At 62.3% G+C, this 23,114-nt stretch carries 23 protein-coding genes; 13 read left to right on the top strand and 10 right to left on the bottom strand.

Annotated elements, in window-relative coordinates; genetic code table 11:
- The 3 genes from P5540_16330 to P5540_16320 all read left to right on the top strand — a co-directional run.
- On the top strand, nucleotides 1-267 hold a 267-nt coding region (locus tag P5540_16330; GenBank protein HRT66385.1), incomplete at its 5' end, for a hypothetical protein.
- Between the two features lie 188 nt (nucleotides 268-455).
- Nucleotides 456-794: a hypothetical protein gene (locus tag P5540_16325; GenBank protein ID HRT66384.1), complete on the top strand. Its 339-nt coding sequence runs from the start codon at nucleotides 456-458 to the stop codon at nucleotides 792-794.
- 50 nt (nucleotides 795-844) lie between these two features.
- The gene (locus P5540_16320; protein ID HRT66383.1) at nucleotides 845-1,969 is read left to right on the top strand and encodes a class I SAM-dependent rRNA methyltransferase; all 1,125 of its coding nucleotides are present in this window, start codon (nucleotides 845-847) and stop codon (nucleotides 1,967-1,969) included.
- A 3-nt stretch (nucleotides 1,970-1,972) separates the two neighbouring features.
- On the opposite strand, the gene P5540_16315 is transcribed toward P5540_16320, so the two are convergent.
- From P5540_16315 to P5540_16295, 5 genes are all read right to left on the bottom strand, one after another.
- A complete protein-coding gene (locus tag P5540_16315; GenBank protein HRT66382.1) occupies nucleotides 1,973-3,007 on the bottom strand; it encodes a PilZ domain-containing protein in 1,035 nt (344 codons plus the stop codon).
- Between the two features lie 132 nt (nucleotides 3,008-3,139).
- Entirely contained in the window at nucleotides 3,140-4,759 is a 1,620-nt protein-coding gene (locus P5540_16310) for an SGNH/GDSL hydrolase family protein (GenBank protein HRT66381.1), read from the bottom strand.
- A gap of 51 nt (nucleotides 4,760-4,810) precedes the next feature.
- Entirely contained in the window at nucleotides 4,811-6,247 is a 1,437-nt protein-coding gene (locus tag P5540_16305) for an NAD-dependent succinate-semialdehyde dehydrogenase (GenBank protein ID HRT66380.1), read from the bottom strand.
- An 11-nt stretch (nucleotides 6,248-6,258) separates the two neighbouring features.
- Nucleotides 6,259-8,142, bottom strand: a complete 1,884-nt coding sequence (locus tag P5540_16300) for a thiamine pyrophosphate-dependent enzyme (protein ID HRT66379.1) — start codon at nucleotides 8,140-8,142, stop codon at nucleotides 6,259-6,261.
- 108 nt (nucleotides 8,143-8,250) lie between these two features.
- Nucleotides 8,251-8,910, bottom strand: coding sequence for an SIS domain-containing protein (locus P5540_16295; GenBank protein HRT66378.1), 660 nt, complete (start codon nucleotides 8,908-8,910; stop codon nucleotides 8,251-8,253).
- Between the two features lie 121 nt (nucleotides 8,911-9,031).
- Between P5540_16295 and P5540_16290 the strand changes: the two genes are divergently transcribed.
- Together P5540_16290 and P5540_16285 are read left to right on the top strand one after the other, a co-directional pair.
- Nucleotides 9,032-10,060 (top strand): glycosyltransferase family 9 protein, encoded by a 1,029-nt coding sequence (locus P5540_16290; protein ID HRT66377.1) that lies wholly within the window; start codon nucleotides 9,032-9,034, stop codon nucleotides 10,058-10,060.
- Complete coding sequence (locus P5540_16285; protein HRT66376.1) at nucleotides 10,057-10,593, top strand: RNA methyltransferase; 537 nt, start codon at nucleotides 10,057-10,059, stop codon at nucleotides 10,591-10,593. Before P5540_16290 ends, P5540_16285 begins: the two co-directional genes overlap by 4 nt.
- On the opposite strand, the gene thiL is transcribed toward P5540_16285, so the two are convergent.
- Genes thiL through P5540_16270 form a run of 3 tightly spaced genes read right to left on the bottom strand, consistent with a single transcriptional unit; the run spans nucleotide 10,580 to nucleotide 12,701 of the window.
- Complete coding sequence (gene thiL / locus P5540_16280; GenBank protein HRT66375.1) at nucleotides 10,580-11,557, bottom strand: thiamine-phosphate kinase; 978 nt, start codon at nucleotides 11,555-11,557, stop codon at nucleotides 10,580-10,582. The genes P5540_16285 and thiL overlap by 14 nt on opposite strands.
- Entirely contained in the window at nucleotides 11,554-12,438 is an 885-nt protein-coding gene (locus tag P5540_16275; protein ID HRT66374.1) for an NAD(P)H-hydrate dehydratase, read from the bottom strand. The genes thiL and P5540_16275 overlap by 4 nt, the downstream gene beginning before the upstream one ends.
- Nucleotides 12,435-12,701 carry a hypothetical protein gene (locus tag P5540_16270; GenBank protein ID HRT66373.1) on the bottom strand — a complete coding sequence of 89 codons (267 nt, stop codon included), beginning with the start codon at nucleotides 12,699-12,701 and terminating at the stop codon, nucleotides 12,435-12,437. The genes P5540_16275 and P5540_16270 overlap by 4 nt, the downstream gene beginning before the upstream one ends.
- A gap of 267 nt (nucleotides 12,702-12,968) precedes the next feature.
- Between P5540_16270 and P5540_16265 the strand changes: the two genes are divergently transcribed.
- The 3 genes from P5540_16265 to P5540_16255 all read left to right on the top strand — a co-directional run bounded on the left by P5540_16265 (nucleotide 12,969) and on the right by P5540_16255 (nucleotide 16,218).
- Nucleotides 12,969-14,300: a Gfo/Idh/MocA family oxidoreductase gene (locus P5540_16265; protein ID HRT66372.1), complete on the top strand. Its 1,332-nt coding sequence runs from the start codon at nucleotides 12,969-12,971 to the stop codon at nucleotides 14,298-14,300.
- Between the two features lie 173 nt (nucleotides 14,301-14,473).
- Complete coding sequence (locus P5540_16260; GenBank protein ID HRT66371.1) at nucleotides 14,474-15,253, top strand: TIM barrel protein; 780 nt, start codon at nucleotides 14,474-14,476, stop codon at nucleotides 15,251-15,253.
- A 2-nt stretch (nucleotides 15,254-15,255) separates the two neighbouring features.
- Nucleotides 15,256-16,218 carry a uroporphyrinogen decarboxylase family protein gene (locus P5540_16255; protein HRT66370.1) on the top strand — a complete coding sequence of 321 codons (963 nt, stop codon included), beginning with the start codon at nucleotides 15,256-15,258 and terminating at the stop codon, nucleotides 16,216-16,218.
- A gap of 112 nt (nucleotides 16,219-16,330) precedes the next feature.
- Here the strand turns inward: P5540_16255 and P5540_16250 are convergent, their stop codons facing one another.
- Together P5540_16250 and P5540_16245 are read right to left on the bottom strand one after the other, a co-directional pair.
- Nucleotides 16,331-17,311: a DUF1559 domain-containing protein gene (locus P5540_16250; protein HRT66369.1), complete on the bottom strand. Its 981-nt coding sequence runs from the start codon at nucleotides 17,309-17,311 to the stop codon at nucleotides 16,331-16,333.
- 127 nt (nucleotides 17,312-17,438) lie between these two features.
- Nucleotides 17,439-18,488: a radical SAM protein gene (locus P5540_16245; GenBank protein ID HRT66368.1), complete on the bottom strand. Its 1,050-nt coding sequence runs from the start codon at nucleotides 18,486-18,488 to the stop codon at nucleotides 17,439-17,441.
- 139 nt (nucleotides 18,489-18,627) lie between these two features.
- Between P5540_16245 and trpD the strand changes: the two genes are divergently transcribed.
- From trpD to trpA, 5 genes are all read left to right on the top strand, one after another.
- Nucleotides 18,628-19,641 carry an anthranilate phosphoribosyltransferase gene (trpD, locus tag P5540_16240; protein ID HRT66367.1) on the top strand — a complete coding sequence of 338 codons (1,014 nt, stop codon included), beginning with the start codon at nucleotides 18,628-18,630 and terminating at the stop codon, nucleotides 19,639-19,641.
- Nucleotides 19,631-20,413: an indole-3-glycerol phosphate synthase TrpC gene (gene trpC, locus P5540_16235; protein HRT66366.1), complete on the top strand. Its 783-nt coding sequence runs from the start codon at nucleotides 19,631-19,633 to the stop codon at nucleotides 20,411-20,413. The genes trpD and trpC overlap by 11 nt, the downstream gene beginning before the upstream one ends.
- Nucleotides 20,403-21,023 carry a phosphoribosylanthranilate isomerase gene (locus P5540_16230; GenBank protein ID HRT66365.1) on the top strand — a complete coding sequence of 207 codons (621 nt, stop codon included), beginning with the start codon at nucleotides 20,403-20,405 and terminating at the stop codon, nucleotides 21,021-21,023. The genes trpC and P5540_16230 overlap by 11 nt, the downstream gene beginning before the upstream one ends.
- Nucleotides 20,974-22,206 carry a tryptophan synthase subunit beta gene (gene trpB, locus P5540_16225; GenBank protein HRT66364.1) on the top strand — a complete coding sequence of 411 codons (1,233 nt, stop codon included), beginning with the start codon at nucleotides 20,974-20,976 and terminating at the stop codon, nucleotides 22,204-22,206. The genes P5540_16230 and trpB overlap by 50 nt, the downstream gene beginning before the upstream one ends.
- A 97-nt stretch (nucleotides 22,207-22,303) precedes the next feature.
- The gene (gene trpA / locus P5540_16220) at nucleotides 22,304-23,113 is read left to right on the top strand and encodes a tryptophan synthase subunit alpha (protein HRT66363.1); all 810 of its coding nucleotides are present in this window, start codon (nucleotides 22,304-22,306) and stop codon (nucleotides 23,111-23,113) included.
- Nucleotide 23,114 lies beyond the last annotated feature (1 nt).

Genomic DNA, 23,114 nt, shown 5'->3' with positions numbered 1-23,114 from the left:
GGCGAAGGCGAAGGCGAGGGCGAAGGCGAAGGCGAAGGCGAGGGCGAAGGCGAAGGCGAGGGCGAAGGCGAAGGTGAGGGCGAAGGCGAAGGTGAGGGCGAAGGTGAGGGCGAAGGCGAAGGCGAGGGCGAAGGGGAAGGCGAAGGGGAAGGCGAAGGCGAGGGTGAAGGCGAGGGTGAAGGAGAAGGCGAAGGCGAAGGCGAAGGGGAAGGCGAAGGCGAAGGAGAGGAACCGCCGCCGCCCGGTTGTTTTGGACGATTGTTCTGATGCCGTTGCGCGGACTGTTTTGTATGCGCAGGCCAAGCCAGGTCTGACCGTCCGACACGCGGCGGAGGCATTGTCCGGTTTTTCCCAACCTCATTTTGGCAAGGAAAAAGAGGCATCGCTCTTTTGCCGTTTCATGGTATAATCGCAGCGGAGAAGACCGTGAAATGAAAAATGCCCAGGAACCGGATATGCCGGAATGTAAAACGTTGTGGATGTATTTCCGCGAGGGGCTGCGCCGCGCGAACGCGCGCCGTCCGGCCAGTTTTTATCTTTTGCTGGCCATACCCGTGGCGTTGGTCCTTGGTGCGCATATTTTGGAAATGCGCGAAAATCCCCGCCAGTTCGTTTTTTACATGGCCCTTTTCTTCGGTTTCTTTTTTGTGGTGCTGCACCGTGCCATCGTTGACTTTATTGAAATAGCCCGAAGACATTTCTTTGATTCGGAAGCCCTGTTCCGCACCACGTTGGGCGAAACGGAATTTGTCACGCGGCTCGGCGAGTCGGTGGACGAACGCCGGCAGCCCTGAGGGCCGGACACGTCCGTGGCCGGGCATTCCATGACGGGGGTGATTGTTCCATGAAACGCCTGATCTTGAATCCGCGGGAAGAACGGCGTCTGTTGCGCGGCCACGCATGGGCCTACCGCAATGAATTCGCCTCGATACCCGAATGCGATGACGGCGAAACGGTGGATGTCTACACGGCGGACCGCCGATTCGTGGGGCGCGGCTTTTACCAGGCCGCCGGAGGCATTGCGGTGCGCATCATGGCGCGCCACCAGGCCGACACGGGCGCGGCCTGGATTCGTGAACGCATCGCGGAAGCCCGCGCCTTCCGGGATCGCCTTTTTCCCGATGAAACCGTCTATCGCTGGGTATTCGGCGAGAGCGACGGCCTGCCGGGACTGGTGGCGGATCGGTACGGCGCCGTCGTGGCGGTCGAAAGCGGCTGCGCGTTCTATGCGCGGCATTTCGACGCGATCGCGGAAGCGTTCATGGCCCATGAGGGGATTGAAGGCGTCCGGCTGGAGGTTGCCCATCGAACCGTCCGCGTGGGGACCACGCCCGATCCGTTTGAAGTGGTTTTAGGCGGGGTTCATGCGCCGGTATCGCTCGAATCCGGCCAAAAAACGGGCCTTTTTCTGGATCAACGGGCCAATTGGCCGCTGATTCGGCGTTTTGCGAAAGGCGCGCGCGTGCTCGACGGGCATTGCTACCGGGGCATGTGGAGCGTCCATGCCGCCCTAGCCGGCGCCCGCGAAACGCTTGGCGTGGACACTTCGTCCCCGGCGATCGAGGCCGCGCGCCGGACGGCCCAATGCAACGGCGTCGCGGAATGCTGCCGCTTTGACGTAGCCGATATTGCGGACGTCCTTGCGCAAAACGCCCGGTACGACGTCATCGTGCTGGATCCGCCGGCGCTCGCGAAGTCGCGCGGCCAAGAAGAACGCGCCCTTGGCCTGTATCAGGCGTTGAACAAGGCCGCGATGCAGTCGCTGGTTGAAGACGGCATCCTGATCACGTCTTCGTGCTCGCATTTCGTGCGCGCGGAAACGTTTCTCGACATGTTGAAGCGCGCGTCATGCGCCGCCCGGCGCCATGCGTGCCTGATCGAAATGCGGGGCGCCGCGCCCGATCACCCGGTGCTGCTCGCCATGCCGGAAACCGCCTATCTCAAATGCGCCGTGCTGCGCGTCCGGTAGCGGCTATTGGCCGCGGGGCCGCATGCGCGCCGCCATGAGTTGCGTCACGACGGCGTTGACCACCTGCACCGGCGGCATCCCTGCGGGAAACCCTCCGGTCGCGCCGACCGCTTTCGCCGCCTCGTTCACGCCCGGATCCCCGCCGTTGTAAAGAAAAATGGGAAGCGATTCGAAGCCGTGGCTCATCCGGATGAGCCGGGCCACCGACAAACCGCCCGGTTCGCCTAGGGCCGCGTTGATCAAGAGCGCGCCCGGCGGCATGAAGCGCAACCGCGCAAACGTGTCCACAATGTCCGTGGAAATGAACGTTTCATAGCCGCGTCCCTGCAGGATGCGGCGGATTTCGCGGGCCAGCCCCGGCTGGGAATCGAAAATCAGGATGGTTTCCGCGTGGGCGGAACGCACCCCCGTCCGTTCGAGCACCGTCGCGATATAGAAAGCCACGTTGCTCTCCACGCCGATCTGGCCTTCCTTGAATTCGCAGCCCAGATAGAACATTTCGCCCACGGGCAGGACATTGCGCACTTCGCACTCGACCCGTTCGACCGGACATCCATCCGGGAGCGTGAAGGACAGCGAAAAAGCCGTATTCACCGAAATGGGGGCTTTTGTGCAGATCCGGCACCCCCCCGTGCTGAGGTCCACGACCGTTCCCGAATCCTCGCCGCCCCTGAAGAAAAGGCTACTCGGTAATTCGACCTTGACGCGCTCGAAGCGCCGAAACACCACGACCTTGAACTCGCGGGGCCATTCAACCCGGCAATAGGCGTTATGCATGCGCGTATCCCAGTCCAGCACCAGCGAATCGAACGCGCAGGCCTTGCCGTCGCGAACGAACCGGATGACGCAGGGCTGATTTTCGCGGATGGCCGCAAAATGCGGCCCAATGCGCGGTCGGTCCACGAGAACGTAGGAAAGTCTGCGCCAACCACGAATTACGCTGCTATAGCGCGGGGCATCCTTTACAAAAGGATCCGAATGAAACGCAACGGGACACCCTACCTGCAAATACGGCTCGAAATCCTGATCGGCGCTCATGGAGACATCACTCCTCGTCTCGCAGTGCCGTGCAGCGTCCCGGAGGGCCGCCGCACGAACAGCCAAATCGATCCTCTTGGATGTTTATACCATTGTTTTGCCGGACTTGTCATCCAAAAAGCAAACGTGGCGTCAGGGACGAAGCGGTAAATAATCCTTGAGGCAATCGAAAATGGCCTCCGCCTTGCGTCCGATGCCCGATTCCGTCATGTGGTACATGTCGCTGAAGGTCTCGTATCCTCCTGTAATTCGCTCAGCCACGGGCACATAGAGGAATCCTTCGCGCCGGCAGAAAAGCCTTAGTTCCTCGTTGAGAAGGTGGACCATGCGCGCATAGCGTTCGAGATTGAGGCAGGGATCGAGTCCGGCGTTCCGGGCGTGATAATCGTAAAACCGCCGTTCGTCGTCTGTAACCGTCCTTGGATCCGGGCAGGCGACACTGCAGAGGACCATGCGGATGCCCCGGCTTCGCGCCACACGGCCGATGGCGTGAAGATTTTCGATGACGAGACTTTGTATGTCTTTTTGTATCGAGGTTTCATTCGGATACAGTAGGGCGTTCAGTTTCCATGCCGCAAACGCCGACCGGCTTAACAGTTTTTGCCATGGGGCCGCGCCGACGGTTCGCCAATATTCGACAAGGTCGCGGTGAATGTCGTTCACGCCCTCGTAAAAAACCAGGAGATCCGGTTCGATCGCGAGATAGTCGGCCAACCGCGCGAGATGTCCCGAGGTCGTGAGTCCGGAAATTCCGCAATTGAACACTTCGACGGATTGATTTCCGCCGAAATGGGCTTGCAGCATTTTTTCCAATCTTTTCGGGTAGGTCGTTTCGTTGGTCGCCCCTTCTTCCGTGGTGGATCCGCCAATGCACAACAGGCGTGTCACGCCCAGCGGTTTCGGCACGCCGATATCGCGATCGCGAAACCCGTGGTTGTTGGTGTCGAAGCGGATACCCAGTCCCGACCGGGCATTGCGTAAATTTTTCTTGTATCGGAAGAAGGGAATGCCGTCCCATGGGGTGTCGGGCGGCAAATTGCCGAAGCGAAGCGTCTTGAAATCACTGGGAATAAAGGCATGAAACAAGCCGGGATCGCCTGATTCCCGCAACAGGATCTCCTTGTCGTCCCGAATGTCCGGAATCGCTTCCAGTTTGAGATTCACATAGGATCCCGACCTCTTCGGCTTCGGGGCGCCCGGTTCGGCAAGGCGTCGTTCCAGCGCCAGAAGCATCGGAGGCAAGGCGCCCGCTTCGACAGCGGCACGGCACAGCCAGTTACCATACACATGGCGTACCTTACCGGACATGTCAATCACTGCCACCCACTCGTCGTTCAACAAGGCAAAAAGGTTTTTGTCCGCCTCGTTCAACCCGCCGAAGAACGCCCGGCGCCGTTCCGCCTCTTCCTTCGATTCCTGTTGCCTGGGTTCGGCCCATTCGGGAAGCGCCGGGGCCGGGACAAGTGAATTCCAGCCCGGCGGATCCACACAGTCGCGCCGGAAATTCTCCCCGTTGCGCAAAGGCAAGGGCTTGCTGTCGCGCGGGGAAGCATTGCGTTTCGCGGCCAGGATGAACGGGTTGTGTGTTTCAATCCACCAAAGTCGAACGACGGCGGAGGTTTCCAGCGCCAATCCCGCCGCCAACAGCCATAGCAGGCAGCCGATCACGGCAAAACAGGCGCGTGTAAATCGCCGGTTTTTCCCGCAGGCGCCATCAACGCGGACTTTTTCAGGGAATGCGTGGTTCATCATTCTTTATTGTGACATACACAAAGAGAAACTGGGTTGTAGGCGTTGTCCGGGTCAGAGAAGAATGTTCACATACTTGGCCATAGTGTAGGCCTCGATGCCCTCGCTGCCGCCTTCGCGTCCAAAACCGGATGCCTTCACGCCGCCGAAGGGTATCTCGGCGCTGGCGATGACGAGGTTGTTGACGCCGATCATGCCGGCTTCGAGTCCTTCCGCCGCGAGGAACATCGTCCGCGTATTCTGCGTGAACACATAGGCGGCCAGTCCGAACCGGGTGTTGTTCGCCTGCGTAAGCGCATCATCGAGCGCGCTGAACGTTGCGATCGGCGCGACCGGACAGAACGGCTCTTCGTTCATAATGTCCATATCGTCCGTCACGCCCGTCAGGACCGTGGGTTTGTAGAAAAATCCCTTCGGGAATTCGCTTGCGCGCGCGCCGCCGCATTCGACTTTCGCGCCTTTTGCGACGGCGTCGGCGACGAATGCCTCCGTGGCTTCAAGCCGCCGCCGGTTGGCCAGCGGCCCGACGTCCGTCTTCGGATCGCGTCCGTTGCCCTGTCGCAGGCCGCGCGTGACCTCGACGAATCGCGCGGTGAAACGTTCGGCGATGGATTCTTGCACGAAGAAGCGGCTGGCCGCGATGCAGACCTGTCCGTTGTTGCGGAATTTGCCGCGCGCGCAGATTTCCGCCGCGCGATCGATGTCCGCGTCTTCAAAGACAAGTACGGGATTATGTCCGCCGAGTTCCATTGTGACCGGTTTGACGACTTCGGCGCACAGGCGAAGCAATTCCTGCCCCACCGGCGCCGAGCCGGTGAGCGTGACCTTGCGGATCACCGGCGACAGGCACAGTTTCCGGCTGATCATGCCGGAATCGCCCGTCACGACGTTGACCACGCCGCGCGGCACGCCGGCATCGTGGCACGCCTGCGCGAGACACAACGTCGTGCGGGGGGCTTCGCGTGCGGGTTTCACGACAATCGAGCAGCCCGCCGCGATCGCGGGCGCCATTTTGCGCGACGACAACAGCGCGGGGAAATTCCACGGACTGAAGGCCGCGACCGGTCCGATGGGCTGGCGCATCACCATAATCCGGTGCGCGCGCGAATGGCCGTCCACGAGCCGCCCGTAGATTCGGCGCGCTTCGTCCGCGTACCAGTCGAACTGATCCGCGGCGGCCAGCGTCTCGCCGCGCGCCTCCGCGATCGTCTTGCCCTGCTCTTCGGTAATCACGGCGGCAATGGCGTCGGCGCGGTCTCGGACGAGATCGGCGGCCTTGCGCAACGTCGCGCTGCGCGTCCACGCGTCCACCTCGCGCCATGAGCGCCATGCGCGGTCCGCCGCCTCGAGTGCGCGATCCACATCCGTTTCCGTTGCCATCGGAATCGTGTCCACGGCCTCTTCCGTGGCCGGGTTGACGATGTTCAGCGTGCATCCGTCCGATGCCGCCACCCATTCGCCGTCAATGTACATCAAGTTTGGTATTGTCATGGCAAGCATTCCTACAGTCCGATGTCGTGCCGCATGGCCTGCGTGTCCGTACACCAGTTGCCGACGTTCCATCTTCCGAAAACGCCCATGCCGCCCAACGGGTCGTCGCCGTAGTATACGGGCAGATGGATCAATGACAGGCCCTCATGTGCGCGCGCCTTGTCGAGCGCATCGAGCAGCTCGCGTGTGGAATGGCCGCCGAACAGGCCCTGTACGCCTTTCACGGCGTTCGCCCACGCGGCGTAGTCCACCTCGACGGTGTCCCATGTTGCGTGGATCGCGCCGTACTGCGCGCCCTGCAAACCGGATATGGCGCCCATGCGGCGGTTGTCGAACAGCAGGATGCAGCCGCGCGCGCCGTGCATGGCGCCGTCAATCAGGATCTGCGGATTCATCGTGAACGAACCGTCGCCGGTAAACGCAAGGCCGTAGAACGGCTGTTCGGCGATGCCGGTGGCCAGCAGGGCCGACACGGCGAAGCCCATGTAACTTGCGCCGGTTTCCGTAAAGGTGCGGCCGAGGCGGTCGTCCTCGACGATCTGAAACCCGTTGGCCTGCACGTCGCCCGCGTCGAAAAACGACACCGCGTCATGCGCGCGCGCCCAATCGCTGGCCGTCTTGATCGCGGCGGGTTGCGTCAGGACTTCCCGGCCCCAGGCCTCGTCGAGGAGGCATGGCGTTGCATACCGCTTCGCCTTGAAGGCCTGCCATTCTTCGCGCTTTTTGAGACAAACGTCCAGCCAATCGGGCGATCCATCCGCCTGCGGCGCGGCGCGCAGCCGCGCGTTCAATTCCGCGAGCGTCAACGCCGCGTCGCCGACCAGGGGCAGGGTGCGGTTGTAGTGCATGGCGGCATCCATATCGGCGTTGATGTTGACGACATGCTCTGCCTTGGGATAGCCGGTGCGCGAACAGTCGGATTGGCAGACGGCCCGCGTACCGACGGCGACGAGCAGGTCCGCCTCTTCCATTGCGAAATTGCCGCACAGCGAACCTTTGGATCCGCCGACGCCCATGTTGCGCGGGTGCTCGTACGGAATGACGCCCGAGACGAGCGGACTGAGCACGGCGACCGCACCGGCAAGTTCGAGGAATTCGATCAGTTCCGGCCCGGCGTGCCGCGCGCCGCCACCCGCCTTCACCACGATGCGCCGCGCCGAGCGGATCCATTCGACGGCTTGCACGTAGGCGCTGTCGTCCGCAGCCGCGCCCGGTCGCGGCGGCGGCGCGACAGGTAATTCGTCGAGGTTGAACGACGGGATGATCGCCGGCTGGGTGTTCATAGGCATCAGGAGGAAGAACGGGCCGGCGCGGAACGGATGGTCCACCGTGTTCATGCCGCGCCGCAGCGCCGTTGCCACCGCGCCCGGTGTGTGCAGGCAATACGCTTCGCCCATCGTCGCGCACAACCGCAGGAACAGATGCTGCTCGTGTTTCGGCACCTGCTGCATGTTCGGCCCCTCGTCCTCGGTCGTTTCGTCGCCAAACAGGAACCAGACACCGATGCCGTCGCTCGCGGGTGTGATGGAGGCCGCCAGCGCCTGCAACGGCCCCGGTCCGATCGAGGCGACGACAGCGGCCTTCTCGCCCGTCACCCAGCGCAACGCGGTCGCGGCGTGCGTGGCTTCGATTTCATTGCGGACGCCATATGTGCGCACAAGACCTTCCGATTCATAGACGCGCAGGACTTCACCGACTTCCGTCGATCCGTGGCCGAGGACGCACAGGAACCGCCGCACGCCCTGGCGCAACAAGCCGAGGACAATGGCCTCGGACAACGTCATGTCCGCCCGGCGCGGCAACGTACCCGCCGCCAATGCCGCCTCGATGCTCCCCGCCCCGCGAATCGCCCGCGCGCGCAAAAGCCGCGCCCGCGTAATGGCCTCTCCTCCCATAACTCAGACCTCCTCCAAAGGACACAACGGACCTAAGGGATATAAAGGACGCCACATCACGATAGGTGTTCAATTGACCTTTTTGTCCCTGACGTCCCTTTCATCCCTTTACCTCATTTCCGGGAAGTAATGCGCCTCGATGAGCGCGCAGAACGTGTGATACAGCGCCAGATGCGCTTCCTGGATTTCCTTGGTGGTATTGCCGGGGGCGCGCAGCGCGATGTCGGCGAATTCGGCCATCTTACCGCCTTTCGGCCCGGTCAGCGAGACGACGGTCATGCCGACAGCCCGCGCGACGGACATCGCCATGAGGCAGTTCTCCGCGTTGCCGGAAGTCGAAATGCCGATGAACACGTCGCCCGGCTTGCCGAGCGCGAGGGTTTCCTGCGCATAGGCGATGTTGCGCAGCGGCGAATCATTCTCGACGGCGGTCTTGAGCGCGCCGTTGCAACCGAGCGCAATGGCAGGCAGGCCCGTTTCGAGGTATTGCGCCAGTTCCTTGCCGTAAGCGAGGGGTTCGAGGCGCGTCTTGAGTTCCGGCGTAACGGGCCGTTTGCGCTCGAAACTCTTGCACAACTCGCCCACGATATGAACCGCGTCCGAATGGCTGCCGCCGTTGCCGCAGACCAGCAATTTGCCGCCCGCATCGTACGAGCGGACGAGCGCCTCGTGCAGCGCCAGCAGCGTTTCCGCGCAGATCCCCAAATCCGGGCGGCGGGCCGTCATGGCGTTCAGGACCGATTCCTCGACCTCAGACAATTTCGGCATGGGTTCGGCTGCTCCTTCTTTTGCCTATCGTTCTTCGTGATTCTTCCGCGCAAATTGACATATTATACCATCACCGCGCGGACTGCCACCCGGCGGCGCGCCACGCAAGGCAAGGAGTTTTATGCAGAACGGATTACCGCGCATCCTCATCATTCGGCTGAGCGCCATCGGCGACGTGGTCCGCGTGTTGCCCGCGCTCAACACGATTCGCGCGGCCTACCCGAACGCGCAGATTGACTGGGCCGTCGAACCGAAATCCGCCGGGGTCGTCGAGGATCATCCCCTGCTCGACAATGTGCTTGTTTTCGACCGGGACCACGGTTCGCGGGCCTTTCTCCAGTTTTGCAGGCAAATCCGCGCGCGGCGCTACGACATCGCGGTGGACTTCCACGGCATCCTGAAAAGCGGCGCGATTATCGGCGCGTCGCGCGCGCCGGAACGGTACGGGTTCGCGTCGCCGCGCGCGCAAGAGGGGAGTTGGATCTTTACGAACCACCGCGCCGCCCTGCGATCGAAAAATATGAACCGCGTCGCGGAGAATCTCACGCTTTGCGACTTGTTCTGCAAGCGCCGGGAAGCCTACGGGCCGGCGATTTACGTCCCGCCGGACATCCAGGAGGCGGTGGATGCGTTCTACGAGGAATCGTTCGACGCCGGCAAGCGCGTCGTGGCCATGCACGCGCCGATGGAGCGCCCGGAAAAACGATGGCCCGCCGAGCGTTTCGCGGAGCTCGCCGAGCGGCTGCTGGCGGACGGGCGTTTCGAAGTCTTGATGACGTGGGGGCCGGGACAGCGCGGAGACGTCGAGGCGGTCGTCTCGCTCATGCGGCGCAAGCCGGTCATTCCGCCGGAGACGGGCGGACTCAAGGAACTGGCGTGGCTGCTGCACCGCGCGGATCTGTATTTCGGTGGCGACACCGGCCCGATGCACATTGCTTCGATCATGGGTGTGCCGGTCGTCGCCGTTTTCGGCGGAACCGATCCCGCAAAGCACGCGCCTTATCAGCGGCCCTGCGAAATCCTATACGTGGACGATCCATCACTGTCCGCCGAGGAGAAATTGCGGCGCATCACGGCGGACAAGGCTTTCGACGCCTGCATCCGCATGGTTTCGGGCCAGGCCCGCCGCCGGGGAGACACCGCATCGTGAGCGAACTCGAACCCTATTACGCCGGCACGCCGCGCGAGGAATGGCAAACCGCGCCCGCCAATCCTGTCCACGTGGTGCTGGACAATCTACGCAGCGCCTACAACGTGGGGTCCATCTTCCGGACGTCCGACGCGGGGGCCGTTGCCCATATCCATCTGTGCGGGATGTCGGCCCATCCCCCGCACCGGAAAATCGAAAAAACATCGCTGGGCGCGTTCGCGTACGTGCCTTGGACCTATTACGAGCGGACAGGCGACGCGATCGATCGGCTGCACGCGGAGGGGGTGCCCATTGTGGCCGTTGAGGTGAGGCCCAACGCGATCTCGCACACCATGTACCCGTGGCCGAAACCGGTGGCCGTCGTTTTCGGCAACGAGGTTTTCGGCATTGCCGACAAGACGATCGCCCGATGCGACGCCGTCGTTCAAATCCCCATGCTGGGCCACAAGAACACGATCAATGTGGCCACGGCATTCGGCATCGTCCTATTCGAGATTCTTCGCCGATGGAATGCGTTGGCTACTGACTTCTGAAATGTTCGAACCCTCCTTGCGCCATCGGTTCGCCATCCACACGGACGCCGTGCCACGCGTCGGTAAAGCGTCCAACCACCGAGATGAGCGTGCGAAACTCGCGGCGGAACGCGGCGAACACTTCTTCGCATGCCTGGCCGTCTACAGCGAATGCCAGTTCGTAATCTTCGCCTCCCGCGACCGCGAACGCATAGGCATCGCAGCCGTGCTGCTCCACATAGGCGGCAAGATCGGGATGGAGCGGCACGAGTTGCTTCTTGATGTTCAGGCCCAACCGCTCGGCTTCCGCCAGGTGCCCGGCGTCCTGGGCCAATCCGTCGCTGATGTCAATCATGGCGTGGACTTCCGGTCGCGACGCGAGCCATTGGCCTTCCGAAATGCGCGGCACGGGCTGGTAATGCGCACGCACGAGCGAGGGCGCGTCATGGCCGTGTTTGAGTGCGTGCAGACCGGCCGCAGACAATCCCAAATGCCCCGTAACGGCAAGGCAGTCGCCGGGCCGCGCGCCCCTGCGCGTGAGACACCGTTCGCCCACGGCTTCGCCTATCACAGTGACATCCAGCAACAGCCCCGCCGGCGAACGGGACGTGTCCCCGCCAATCAGCACCGCCCCGTATTGGGCCAGCGCGTCGAGCAGGCCGTCGTAAACGCGTTCGATAAACGCGACATCGCAATCCAGCGGACAGGCCAGTGAAACCAGCACGAAGTTCGCCGCGCCGCCCATGGCGGCGATGTCGCTCAGGCTCGACGCGGCGGATTTCCAGCCGATGGCCTCCGGCGGCGTGCCGGGCAGGAAATGAACGCCTTCCATCGAGAGGTCGCAGGAGACGAGCAAGGTCCGGCGGTCGAGCCGCAGCACCGCGCAGTCGTCGCCGATGCCCTCGATGACGTGCGGGGCGGACTTGGCCAGTTTCGCGATGTGCGCGATCAGCCCGAATTCGCCCATATCGCGCAGGCGGCTCATGGCGGCGTCCCTTCTTCGATCAGCCGCCACGCGTCCGGAATCGCGCGGACCACGTCGCTTGCCGTCATGCCGCGCTGCGTCCGGACGGAAGCCGCGCGGTCGCCCGCGAGCCCGTGCACGTACACGCCGAGGATGGCCGCGTCGCGGACGGACATGCCCTGCGCCATCAGCCCGCCGATCAGGCCGGCCAATACGTCGCCTGTGCCGCCCTTGGCGAGACCGGCGTTCCCGGTCGTGTTTAGGTGCAACTCGCCGTCCGGCGTCGCGATGAGTGTGCGATGGCCTTTCAGGACGGCAACGCATCCGAAGCGTTTCGCGGCTTCGCGCGCCGCCGCTTCGCGGTCGCGCTGGACTTCCTCGCTGGACGTTTGAAGAAGCCGCGCCATTTCGCCGGGATGCGGCGTGATCACGAACGGCGCGGAGACGCCGGTCAACGCATCGGGTTGCGCGGCCAGCGCGTTCAATCCGTCGGCATCGGCGAGCAGCGGGACAGGACATTTCTTCACGAACGCCGCCACGAATGCCAACGTGGAAGGGTGTTGCGACAGGCCGGGACCCAGCGCTACTGCCTGCTTGCCGTGCGCGAACGCCAGCGCCGGTTCGACAGCGTCTTCGGAAAAGGATTCCGCGTCCGTCGCGGGCAACGGCAACGTCATGGCTTCGGTCAAGACCGCCGCCATGCAATCCGCCAGCGGACGCGGCACGCCCAGCGTGACCAGCCCAACGCCCGAACGCATCGCCGCCTCGCACGCGAGTTTCGCCGCGCCCGTGAAACCGCGCGAACCCGCAACTATGAACAGATGACCGAACGTACCCTTGTGCGCGTCCAAGGGCCGCGCAGGCAACAGGCTTCTTGCGAATTCGGCATCGAGTTCGTTCATCGTTGTGGATTTTCCTCCGTTGTTTGCCGCCGGATACGCGCCCACAAACATCGGGCGCCCGTCCAGAGCACAAACGACGACAAGACGAGTATGACCGCGTACAACGGATAGATCACGGCTGCCAGCCCGCCTCGTTTCAGAGGGTCGGCGCTGAACAACCGCGAGGCCAAAGGAACCAAGATTAGTGCGATGAGGACCAGAAAACCCGAAAGCGCATCCCTGAAGGCAACCGTCTCGCGCGAAATGTGTGCTTTCCCGGACATGGCCGATAATTCTCCATCCTCATTCACGCCTCATTATAGGCGAAACGGGAACTTGACGCACGTGACTGATTGTCGTTAGTATCGCCTCAAATCGTGCAAGGAAAGTCGTTTGGGCATGGTACGTAGGACAGACGTCCTGTTTGTCCTTTTCGAAGCCGGGCGATATCTGTGGACAAACAGGCTGGACAGCCTGTTCTACGAGCTTTCCGTACGCGCTCTCAGAGGAAGACAGTTCGCGGAAAACGCAACGCGAAAGGAGGGCCGAATATGCCCATGAGCAAGACGGCCGGCCGGATCTCGCGCCGGGGCGCGATGAAAGCGATGGCGGCAACCGCTGTGCCGATGATCTTGCCTTCGCGGGTGTTTGGGGCCGATGCACCATCCAAACGTATCGCCGTGGCAATGATCGGCATGGGGCGGCAGGCCATGTATGCGAACCTCAAACCGTTTCTGTTTTCGGAACAATGTGCGGTCGTGGCGGTGTGCGATCCGGACGCGTGGCGGCTGAACGAAGCGAAGCAGGCGGTGGACACGCATTACGGGAACTCGGACTGCAAGGCATACCGGGATTACCGCGAGGTGCTTGCCCGCGACGACATCGACGCGATCATGAATAGCACGCCGGATCATTGGCATGTACCGATTTCGCTGGCGGCGGTACGGCGCGGGAAGCACGTGTCGTGCGAGAAACCGCTGACGCTTTCGGTGGCCGAAGGGCGCGTGCTGGCCGATGCGGTGCGCGATCGCAAGGTCGTGTTTCGCACAGATACCGAGTGCCGGTCGAACGCGTATATGGTGAAGGCGGCGGAACTGGTGCGCAACGGGTACATCGGCAAACTGAAACGGATCGAGGCGACGGTGCCGGCGGGGGATGAGCCGGGCGGCAATGCAAATGAAATGCCGGTGCCCGAAGAACTGGACTACGACCTGTGGCTTGGTCCGGCCCCCTTGAAGCCGTACACGCTGGACCGGGTCCATCCGCGGAAGTCGCTCGACCGGCCGGGTTGGATGCGCTGCCGGGACACGTGCGAAGGCATGATCACGAACTGGGGCACGCATCTGCTGGACGTCGCACAGTTGGCGCACGATACGGAGCGGACGGGACCGGTCGAGGTCGAAGGGACGGGCGAATACCCGAAACCGGGGTCGGGATTGTGGAATGTCCTGTTGAATTTCAAAGCGCGGTTCCGTTTCGCGGACGGCATCGAAATCGACTACAGCACGAGCGACGCGCCGTACGTCCGATTCGAGGGCGAAGAGGGCTGGATTCAGAGCACGTGGTTTTCGGGCGGCGCCCACAAGGAAGGGCTGACGGCAAGTTCGAATGCGTTGTTGAAGACGAAGTTGAAGGATAGCGACATTCATCTTCCGAAGCGGATGGACAAAGAAGATTTCATCAACGGCATCCTGACCGGCGAACCCGTCATGTGCGACGCGGAGATCGGACACCGCACGTGTTCGCTCGGCCAAATCGCGCATATCGCGATTCAACGCGGTCACAAACTCCAATGGGATCCCAAGGCCGAACGGTTCACCAACGACGATGCGGCCAACGCGTTGCTCGAACGCCCCATTCGCGGCGATTGGATGAAAGGGTGATGCCGATGCTCTGCGGTGCTCGTGCTCGTAATCGTAATCGCCGCCCCTCGATCCATGCGCGGCAACCAGCACCACGTTCATACCCACACGCGATAGTCGAATTCCGTCTCGCAATCACGATAGGAGTTCTTGCCATGACGGCAATTGCGCCCGCACAAACGCACGGAGTTCCCATGAATTCATTTTTCGCGTTCAAGAACAGCATGGAATCGGGCGGGCCGGCTTCCGTCGAAGAGCAGGTGAAAATCCTGAAGGACATCGGATTCGACGGATTCGACAACCGCGATCTGGACGATCTCGAGACCACGCTTCAGGCGCTGGATCGGCACAAACTGAAACTGTTCACGATCTATTTCACGGTGAAGATCGATCCGGATGAAACGCCGTTCAATCCGCGGCTTGCCGAGATGTTGCCGTTGCTCAAGGGGCGTGGAACCGTGCTGTGGTGCAACACGCACAGCAAACGCTTCAAACCATCCGATCCCGCAGGCGACGAATTCGCCGTGCCGATTTTCCGCAAGATCGCGGACATGGCCGCGCCGTTTGGCGTGTGCGTCGCGCCGTATCCGCACATCAATTTGTGGGTCGAATCGCCTGAAGATACCGCGCGGCTGGCGGACAAGGTAGACCGGCCCAATTTCGGCACCTCGTTCAACCTGTTTCACTGGAACGCCCTCGGCGAACGCAAGCGGCCCATCGAAGAAGTCGCGCGGCTACTGGCTCCGCGCATGCTCGTCATGTCGATCAACGGCGATATCGGGCCGCACAACATCGGGCCGCTCCAAGAAGAGAAGATCGACACGTACTTCAACGTTTTGAAGGCGTTTCGCAACGCTGGCTACAAAGGCCCTGTCGGGTTGCAGTGTTATTTGATTCCAGGCGATCCGCGCGTGCATCTCAGCCAGTCTTTCGCGGTGTGGCGCACACTGAGAGACCGGTTCACAAAGGAATAGCCGTGGATATTTCGCCAAGCGTTTACGAGCATGCGGCGCGTTTCATCGGGCGCACGCCGTGGGAGGTGTCGCGCGATGGCGAGTTGCTCTTCGAGGCCCACGCGGAGGCGTACCGCTATTACCGGCAGACGCCGATCATGCCGGGCATCGACATTTACAATCTCGAACCCGAAGCCTACGGTGCAGTAGTCGAGCGGCCCATCGGCGAGAACATCCCGGCCATCGGTAGGCACATCTTCGACTCGACGCGCGCGCTGCTCGCGCTGCCGCCGCTTCATCCCGGACGCGACGGGCGCATCCCGATGCAGATCGCCGCGGCGCGCCGGTTGCGCGAGACTTTTCCCGAAGCCGATATCCGCGTTCCGGTCAGCGGTCCGTTTTCGATTGCCAGCAACCTTGTAGGATTCGACGCGCTGCTGTACGAAGCGGCTGTCGAACCGGATGCCGTCGCCGGGGCGCTGCTGCACCTTGTTGACGGCCAAGCGGCGTTTGCGGATGCCATCAAGGAGGCCGGCGTGGACGTCGCGTTCTTCGAGTCCGCCGCCTGCCCGCCGATGCTGTCGCCCGAACTGTTCCGGCGCGTCGAACTGCCCGCGCTCAAGGAAGTCATGTGCCGGATCGCGCGTATCGTGGGCCATCCCGTCCCCTGCATCATCGGGGGCAATACCGAACCCATCGTCGAAATCATGCTTGAAACCGGAACGGGTTATCTGGTGTGTCCATTCGAGACGAATCAGCCGAAGTTTCTCGCGAAAGTCCGGAACCGGACCGATGTTCGCATCCGTGTCAACGGCGATCTGCGCGTCATCGCGGCGGGACCGTGGGATTGCATCCAAGCCGATGCGGATCGCCTATTGAGCCTCGTGCAGGGCCGCCCAAACGTCTGTCTCGGCACCGGGGCGCTGCCCTATGAAACCAATCCCGAGAACGTCCGTAAATTGATCGACTATGTGACCGCAGCGTGAACCTAGCCCCTTACCGCGTCCGCATCGACACGGAATGGTCTATGTTGTCATGCGGCGATGCCGACGTTGTGGAAGAGGGCACGCATCTCGTTAAGTATATTTGCGTAAACCTTTATGGCCGCGCGAGCAATCCGATCAGATTGGCCACGACGCCGTTCGCCGGCGCATCGCCCAGCATGGTATAGCGCTGAAATTCGACGTGCCCGTCGAGATAAAGCACGTTCGCGCCGCCGGGAATATGGTTGAACAGCGTGTCGCTTCCCGTGTTCGAAATCAGGTCCGCCATGATGATGATGGCGCTCTGCGCACGCGCGGTCGAGGCCGGATTGTTGATGTCGGTAATCATGAACCGCTCGATGCCTTCGCGCAGACGGTAGATGACATCGCCTCCCTCGTGGAGCGCATTGGCGCCGCCGTTGCCCGAACCCGGATAGACCAACGGCCCCTTGGCGTCTGAATCGCTTTCCACGCGCCCCGGCTCCCATCCCTGCGGATTAAGGGAAACCTTGGCATGCAAGGACACCAATTGCTCGGTTACAAACAGGTTCTTGTCCTGAATGGTCAACGAGACGACCATGGGATCTTCGGTAGGCGTCAACCCCTTCGGGCTGCATTTGTCAATCACGAAACCCAGATAAAAATAGCTGATGTCGGTCTGGGCGATTTCGCCCCGGTATCTTTCGCAGCCGGGCTCTTCCGCGATCTCGTCGTCGCCCAAGGCCTTGACCTTCACCTGGCGGCCGCTGGAGGGACAATTGAGGACGTTGATGTCCGTCAGGTATTCCGGATAAATCGCCTTGCCCGACGGGCCGACCGCCGGATAGTCGTAATGTCCGTTGCAATTGGTGTCGGGATCTGCGCCCGGAGGGCCGTCCCAACTCGGATAGCCGCCGATGGGCGGGAATTTCTGTGCGGGATTTTCGTTGGCGTACATCTTGAAGATCACCCCCATCTGTTTGAGGTTGTTCTGGCAAGACGAACGCCGGGCCGACTCGCGCGCGCGCGCCAGCGCGGGCAGCAGAATCGCCGCCAGGATGCCTATGATGGCGATGACGACCAGCAGTTCGATGAGTGTGAAGCCCTTCCGTTTCATGGATCATTCCTCCCTGTTTACCACGACCTGCCTCTTCTATACACCCTCTTCCCGAAATTTGCAACTATCCCGCGTTTGAATTTTTCACCTCGTCCTGCCAGCGGCGGAAACGTCGTTTTTCAGCGGATCACGGACGTTCTTTATTCCAGTAGGTGCAGAACCGGTGCGAACACCCCGCACAACGGTTGGGAAACGGGGGCGGCGGCGCCTCCCGGTCCACCACATAACCGCGCAGGCAACGCATGCGATCGCCGTTCCAGATGGATTCCGCGGAATCGTACAGCAGATTGCCCACCGCCACGGACGGGTCCACATAAAAGCAGCACGGGAAAACGTCGCCGTTCGCGTTGACCTGCAACGTGTTCCAAAGCTGGCGGCATTCGGTGTCCACGTACCGGTGCCGGCTGTCGGTTTCGAGATAGGTCTGCGGCGTGTCGCCGTAGCGCGCGCGAAACTCGTCCGCCGTCCATGTGTCCTCGTCTCCCTGCGGCGTCCAGAAAAAATGCGGCTGGTAGAATTCCGCGTCCACCGATGCGGCGAGTTTCCGGGCTTCGTCCACTTGGTGCTGGTTGAAACGGTTCAGGAGCATTTTGTAGACCACGTGGGGTTTGTACAAGCCCATGGAACGTTTTACGGCCGCCATCCGCCGCAGATTCCCCAACACGCGTTCAAGATGGCCGCCGATCCGGTATTTCTCGTAGGTTTCCTGCGTCGTGCCGTCCACGCTGACCACCATTTCGTCCAGTCCCGACCGGCACAGCGCCGCAAGGTAATCGTCGTCGTAGTCCTTCGCGGAAAAATTGACGCTGATGGATGTAAAGATGCCGCGGTCCGCAAAGAAACGGATGTATTCCGCCAGATGCCTGTTCAACAACGGCTCGCCGAGCCGGTAAAGGTTTACGTGAACCAGCCGATCGAGCCGGATGTTCTTCACGATGCGCTCGAACGTGTCCGGTTCGAGGAATTCCTTGGCAAGCAGCGAGGTTCCGTCGCCCGTCGGGCAACTCAGGCACCGGAGGTTGCAGACGGGCCCCGGATCCAGACACAGAAAGGGCGGATGCGTCAGCAGACGCCGCCGCTGCCATCGGATTTCGGCCATGTTCGCCAAGCGCAACAGCCGCGCCATCCGATTCCCGTAGCGAACGAGCCGGTATGCCTTGCGAAGAATCTCTATCATGCCGGTTCAAGCGTACCACACGGCGCACCCGCCTGCAATGAGCCGATTGACAAGGCGCGGACGCGGTTGCTAGAGTTCGCTTTTCCGAATGCAGGGCGGGCCGTCCTTTCCGATTGTCCGCAAACGGAGAGCAGACAACATGCTCCAGGAATGTATCGCTTCCGTCGTCCGGCGGAAGCATTTGACGCGGGAACAGGCCGCGAACGCCATGCGCGCGATCATGTCGGGCGAAACGGCGCCCGCGCTGATCGGCGGATTTCTCGTCGCGCTGGCCATGAAGGGCGAGACGGTAGACGAAATCACCGGATTCGCGGAAGTCATGCGCGCGATGGCGACGCGGGTGCCCACAACGCGACGTCCGCTGGTGGACACGTGCGGAACGGGCGGCGACCATTCCGGCTCGTTCAACATTTCGACGGCTGCGGCCTTCGTGGCGGCGGGGGCGGGCGTGGCGGTGGCGAAACACGGTAATCGCAGCGCAACGAGCCGGTGCGGCAGCGCGGACGTGCTCGAGGCGCTTGGCGCGAACATCGAGGCGGAACCCGAAACGGTAGGGCGCTGCATAGACGAGGCGGGGATTGGATTCCTGTTCGCGCGGAAATTGCACGGCGCAATGCGGCACGTCGCGCCGGTTCGGTCGGATCTCAAGATCCGGACCGTGTTCAACATCCTTGGCCCCTTGACGAATCCGGCGGGCGCGTGCGGGCAAATCATGGGCGTGTTCGACGCGTCGCTGGTCGAGCCGCTGGCGCAGGTGCTGGCGCAATTGGGATCGCGGCATGCCTTCGTGTGCGCCGGGTCCGACGGGTTGGACGAATTGACGCTTTCGGGGCCGTCCCGCGTAGCCGAAGCGCATGACGGCACGATTCGCTGCTACGAAGTGGACCCCCGCGCGTTTGGGCTGGCCCGTGCCGGGCGCAACGCAATCCTCGGCGGCGATGCCGAAACCAACGCCGCGATTCTGAAGCGCGTCCTGCGGGGGGAACGCGGCCCGCGCCGGGATATTGTGTTGTTGAATGCCGCGCCGGCGATCATCGCGGGTAAAATGGCGGAAAAGTGGGATGACGGAATCGCGGTGGCGGCGGCCTCGATAGACTCCGGCGCCGCATGGACCGCGCTGCAACACATGATTCGGTTGAGCCATGGTTCTTGACGCGATTTGTGCAAACAAACGCGCGGAAGTCGAACGCGCAAAAACGGAAGCGTCCCTGTCCCGGCTGGTGGAGGCGATGTCTTCTATCGAACCGCCACGCGGGTTCCATGCGGCTTTGCGCTGTCCGGGAATGAGTCTGATAGCCGAAATCAAGCGAAAATCACCCTCGAAGGGCGTCATGGCGGCGGGCGCGAATCCGGTCGAACTCGCGGGTTTATATGAACGATTCGGCGCGCGCGCGATATCCGTTCTGACGGACACGCAGTATTTCGACGGTTCATTGGAGGACTTGTCGAATGTCCGGCGGAACGTGAAAATCCCGTGTCTTCGCAAAGACTTCGTCCTGGATGAATACCAGGTTTACGAGGCGCGGGCGCATGGCGCGGACGCGATACTGCTGATCGTACGCATCCTGTCGGACGCGCAACTGAAGGATTATCTGGCGCTCGCGCATGAACTGGGCATGGACGCGCTGGTCGAAACGCACGACGAAGCCGAAATGGACCGCGCCGTCGCCGCCGGTGCGCATATTATCGGGATCAACAACCGCGACCTCGACACGCTGGCCATTGACTTGGAAACCACGCTGCGGCTCAAGCGGGTGGCGCCGGCTGGGCTGGCGCTGGTAAGTGAAAGCGGCATCCACACGCGCGATCACGTGCGGATGTTGGAAGATGCCGGCGTGGACGCGATACTGGTCGGCGAGGCATTGATGACGAGTCCGGACATTGCCGCGAAGATACGGGAGTTGCTGGGCAACGATGCGGATTAAAATTTGCGGAATTACGAACTACGACGACGCGATGACGGCATGTGACGCCGGCGCGGACGCGCTGGGTTTCGTGTTCGCGCCCGAGGCGCGCGCGCGAAACCGTTACATCGCACCCGACGCCGCCCTGCGCATCGTCGAAAAGATGCCGCCCTTCGTTGACGCCGTCGCCGTATGTGTGAACGAACCGCCGGAACGGTGGGCCGAGTACCTGTCGTTTCTCGACTATGTGCAACTGTGCGGCCAGGAACCGCCGGAAGACTGTGCCGGATTTCCCGGACGCCTGATCAAGGTGTTTCACGTGTTCGGGACCTTCGATCCGGGCGATGTGCGGGCGTATCCGGACGCCGCGATCCTTCTCGACGCCGGCGCACCGAACGCGCACGGCGGCACGGGGACGACGTGCGACTGGGATGTGGCGCGGCGTGTGGTTGAACTGGGCCGCCCGGTGATTCTGGCCGGCGGATTGACGCCCGAAAACGTGGCCGAAGCCATACGAACCGTCCGCCCCTATGCGGTGGACACATCGGGCGGCGTCGAGTGCGCCCCTGGAAAGAAAGATCATGAGCGAATCCGTGAATTCATCCGACAAGCCCGATTACCGCTATCCTGACGCGCGTGGACGCTACGGCGCGTACGGCGGCAAATACGTGCCGGAAACGCTGATGTGCGCGCTCGACGAACTCGAACGCGCCTACGCGGACGCCCAGGCCGACCCGGCCTTCCAGGCCGCGTTGCGCGATTATCAGGCCACATATATCGGACGCCCGACGCCGCTGTATTTCGCGAAGCGCTTTACTGACCATCTGGGGGGCGCGAAGGTGTATTTCAAGCGCGAAGATCTCGCGCACACCGGCGCGCACAAAATCAACAACGCGCTGGGCCAGGCGTTGCTCGCCCAACGGATGGGCAAGCGACGCCTAATCGCGGAAACCGGCGCGGGGCAACACGGCGTCGCGACGGCCACCGCCGCCGCGCTGCTCGGCCTCGAATGCGACATCTACATGGGCACGGAAGACATCGAACGGCAGAAATTGAACGTCTTCCGCATGCGCCTGCTCGGTTCGCGTGTGATCCCCGTTTCCTCCGGCAGCAAGACGCTCAAGGACGCGATCAACGAGGCGCTGCGCGACTGGGTGACGAATGTCGGCCACACCCATTATGTGCTCGGCACGGTGCATGGGCCGCACCCGTTCCCGCTGATCTGCCGCGATTTTCAGAGCGTCATCGGGCGCGAGGCGCGCCGACAGTTGTTCGACGCCGAAAAGCGCCTGCCGGACCTGCTTATCGCGTGCGTCGGCGGCGGCAGCAATTCGATCGGCCTGTTCTTCGATTTCCTCGGCGAACCGTCGGTCAAAATGATCGGCGTCGAGGCGGGCGGGCGCGGCATCGCGGGCGGCGAACATGCCGCGCGGTTCGCGGGTGGACGCGAAGGCATGCTGCAGGGCGCGTACAGTTTTGTCCTGCAGGACGACGACGGGCAGATCCTCGGCACGCACAGCGTCTCGGCGGGTCTCGACTATGCCAGCGTGGGGCCGGAACATGCCCACTTTTTCAAGAGTGGACGCGTCGAATACGTGTACGCGACGGATGACGAGGCATTGGAGGCCTTTCAACTTTCAAGCCGCCTCGAGGGAATTATCCCGGCGCTCGAAAGCGCCCACGCGATCGCGCATGCGGCGAAGGTCGTGCCCAAAATGCCCAAGGACGCCATCGTCATCGTAAACATGTCCGGACGTGGCGACAAGGACGTGCAGCAGGCCGCCCGGTTCATTCTGCCCGGCGAGGTATTTTGAATCATGGCTATTGCCGTCATGACAGGAATTTCCGGGGAAACTTCTTCTCGCGAGGAAGAGGTTTTCCAAGGCTTTGAACCCTTGACGAGATCGATCCATGAAGAATAATCGCATTGAAAAACGTTTTCAGGAACTGGCCCAGCGGCATGAACCGGCCTTTATTCCGTACATTACCGCGGGCGATCCGACGCTCGACGCCACGGAAGAACTCGTCGCTGAACTTGAACGCGCGGGATCGGATGTCATCGAACTCGGCGTGCCGTTTTCGGATCCTGTGGCCGACGGCGTCGTGAACCAGGAAGCGGCGCAGCGCGCCCTTGCCCATGGAACAAGCCTGCGCAAGATCATCGCGCGCGTGAAGAAGATGCGCGCTCGGACACAGGTTCCGCTGGTTTTGTTCACCTATGTGAACCCGGTGTTGGCATACGGCCTCGAGGCCTTTGCGAACGACGCAGCGGACGCGGGCGTGGACGGCGTGCTGTGCGTGGACCTGCCTCCGGAAGAAGCAGAGGGGTACAAGCGGCTGCTCGATGCGCGCGGCATCGCCACGATCTTTCTGATTGCGCCGACGAGTTCGCCGGAACGTATCGCGCTCATCGCACGGCAATCGAGCGGATTCATCTACTACGTATCACGAACCGGCGTGACCGGCGAACGCGCGGATATCGAAACGTCGGTGTCCGAAATGGTCGCCGCAATCAAGCGTCACGCATCGCTGCCCGTCGCGGTCGGCTTCGGCATTTCGACGCCGGAGCAATCCGCCGAGGTGGCCGGATACGCCGACGGCGTGATCGTGGGCAGCGCGATTGTCCGCCTGATCGGCCGGCTGGGCGATGTTCCCGACATGCCGTCGAAAGTCGGCGCGTTCGCGAAAACATTGGCCGATGCCGCCAAGTCCGGGAAATAGT

The sequence above is a fragment of the Candidatus Hydrogenedentota bacterium genome (assembly GCA_035450225.1).
In the GTDB taxonomy this organism is placed as follows: domain Bacteria; phylum Hydrogenedentota; class Hydrogenedentia; order Hydrogenedentales; family SLHB01; genus DSVR01.
Note: the sequence above shows the minus strand (reverse complement) of the source record. Positions and strands in the feature narration are given on the sequence as shown.